Annotated in this window: 2 protein-coding genes; one reads left to right on the plus strand and one right to left on the minus strand. The window is 71.8% G+C overall.

What is annotated here, in order from left to right; genetic code table 11:
- On the minus strand, window positions 1–1,370 hold a 1,370-nt coding region (locus VF794_RS07185), incomplete at its 3' end, for a hypothetical protein (protein ID WP_331108433.1).
- A 161-nt stretch (window positions 1,371–1,531) separates the two neighbouring features.
- Between VF794_RS07185 and VF794_RS07190 the strand changes: the two genes are divergently transcribed.
- On the plus strand, window positions 1,532–2,490 hold a 959-nt coding region (locus VF794_RS07190; protein WP_331108434.1), incomplete at its 3' end, for a M3 family metallopeptidase.

Here is a 2,490-nt window from a genome sequence, read left to right on the forward strand (position 1 = left end):
GCCCCGCCGGAGGTGCTGTCGAGCCAGCCGGTGATCCGCTCGCTGTTGGCCAGCAGCGGGCCCAGCTCCAGGCCCACGGCGAACATGGCGGCGAGCTGCTGCTCGGAGACGACGTCCATCAGGGACACCTGATTCAGCCCGCGCGCCAGCCGCTTCGGGTCCACCGTGAAGTCCACCGCGTGCGGCTGCTTCGCGCCCTCCTGGGGAAGGGTACCCAGGACGGACTGGGCCACCGCCTCGTCGTTGCCCACCACGAGGTGTTTGTCCTTCAGCCTCACGAAGAGGGTGCCCCCCTTCACGTCCAGCGCGTACCCGTCCTCCAGCGTCTTGGCGCCTGGGAATTTCGCCAGCGGGGCCAGCGCGGCCTTCATCGCCGCCGCGTCCGTCACCTCGGCGGCGAGCGCCTGCCGTGGGGCGAAGAAGCGGCCCTCTTGCGTGCGCAGGTTGGGGCGCGACTTCACGCTGTCCACCACCACCAGCACGTTGCCGGTGAGGCGCTCGGCCACCGCGCGCGCCACCGAGGACACCTCCGCCGCGGGGCACGAGGGGCACACCCGCTGGATGCTCGCGCGCACGCCGCCCACCGCCTGGGACACCCCGGCCGGCGCCACCCGTGCCCGGGAGAAGAGCAGCCCCTCGGGCTTCATCGTCCCATAGGGGCTCGTTCCCGATGCCTGGAAGGCCGGGAGGGGCAGCTTCGTGGAGGAGCCCTCCACTCGCAGCTCCGAGCCGCTGCCGTCCATGCCCACCATCAGTCCGCGCCCGGGTAGTTGCACGTAGAGGACGCCGGGAAGCTGCCCCAGCCGCGCGTCCGACTTGGGGGCCCGGCCCACCAGCCGAACCGCCTCCTTCAGCAGCACCTGGCCCTGGCCATCATCGACGAAGCCCCCGCTGGCGCTCGTGAAGGCGCAGGCCTCCTGGCCCTTGAGGGCGTAGCCGGCCCGCCCTCCGGACTCGCGCGGGACGCTCACCGAGGTGACTCCGCCCGAGGTGGTCGGCTTCACCTTCGCATCGCTCCGGGCGGAGGCCAGCATCGCGGCGGCCTTCTCCTGGAAGGCCTTCGGGTTCGTCAGGCGCGTGCAGGAAATACGGCCGCCTCCTCGGTGTGAGACGGTGATGGGGCCGGTGGGGTCGATGCCCACCGCGCTCAGTGTGTCCGGCTGGCTCGGGTCGAACGAGAGGAAGGGGTGCAGCTCGGCGTACCAGACGGCCGGCCGCATCAGCGCGGCGTTCTGTCCCGCCCGGCCCAGGAAGGCGGAGACGCCCTGGAGCGCGTCCAGCCGGGGGATGTGGACGACGGTGTCCGAGGAGGCGGCGGCGCGGGGCGCGGGGGCGGCGGCGAGCGTGGCCGCGAGGACGAAGGAGAGCATGGCCTCTCGTGAGAGCAGCGCGCCCGTTGGCCTGTCAAGGTGAAGTGGCACGGGGCGTTGGATGTCCGCCAGGGCCGCTGCGTGCACTCCCTGACGCCCCAACCCGCGTTGCGTCCGAGAGTGCTGCCAACCGACAGCGGCTGCCCTAACGTCAACGGGTGATGACCGCGCCTACACCTGACAATCCGCTGCTTCAGTCCGAAGGACTTCCGAAGTTCGATCGCATCCGCCCGGAGCATGTCGAGCCGGCCATCCGCGAGCTGTTGACGCGCCTGCACGCTTCCTTGGAGGAGCTGGAGCGCGACGTACAGCCCACATGGGAGGGGACGGTGGCACGCCAGTCCGCCATGACCGAGCCCCTCGGCATGGCCTGGGGGGTGGTGAACCACCTCATGAGTGTGCAGAACAGCCCGGAGCTGCGCCAGGCCCACGCCGCCGTCGAGGGGGATGTGGTCGAGGCCTTCATGCGCATCAGCCAGAGCGTGCCCCTCTACCGGGCACTCAAGGCCCTGCGCGAGGGCCCGGAGTGGAAGAAGCTCGACGCGACCCAGCACCGCATCGTCGAGTCCTCCATCCGCGACGCCGAGCTGTCCGGCGTGGGGCTGGAGGGCGAAGCCCGCGAGCGCTTCCAGGAGATCGAGCGGGAGCTGGCCGAGCTGTCCACCCGCTTCTCCAACAACGTCATCGACGCCACCAAGGCCTGGTCCATGACGCTCACGAAGCCCGAGGAGGTGGAGGGCCTGCCGCCCAGCGCGCTCGCCGCGGCGGCCCAGGCCGCCAGGCAGGGGTTGGCCGAGGGCGCCCCCGAGCCCACCCCCGAGAAGGGGCCCTGGCGCATCACCCTGGAGGCCCCCAGCTTCGTGCCCTTCATGGAGCACTCGCGCCGCCCGGAGTTGCGCGAGAAGCTCTACCGCGCCTACCTCTCCCGTGCCTCCTCGGGGGACTCGGACAACGGCCCGCTCATCGAGCGCATCCTCACCCTGCGCCGCGAGAAGGCCCGCCTGCTCGGCTACCCCTCGTTCGCCGAGGTGAGCCTCGCGGCGAAGATGGCGCCCGACGTGCCCGCCGTCGAGAAGCTGCTCGGCGAGCTGCGCGGGGCCGCCATCTCCCGCGCCCGCGC

The organism is Archangium sp. (genome assembly GCF_036389735.1).
Classification (GTDB): Bacteria; Myxococcota; Myxococcia; order Myxococcales; family Myxococcaceae; genus Archangium.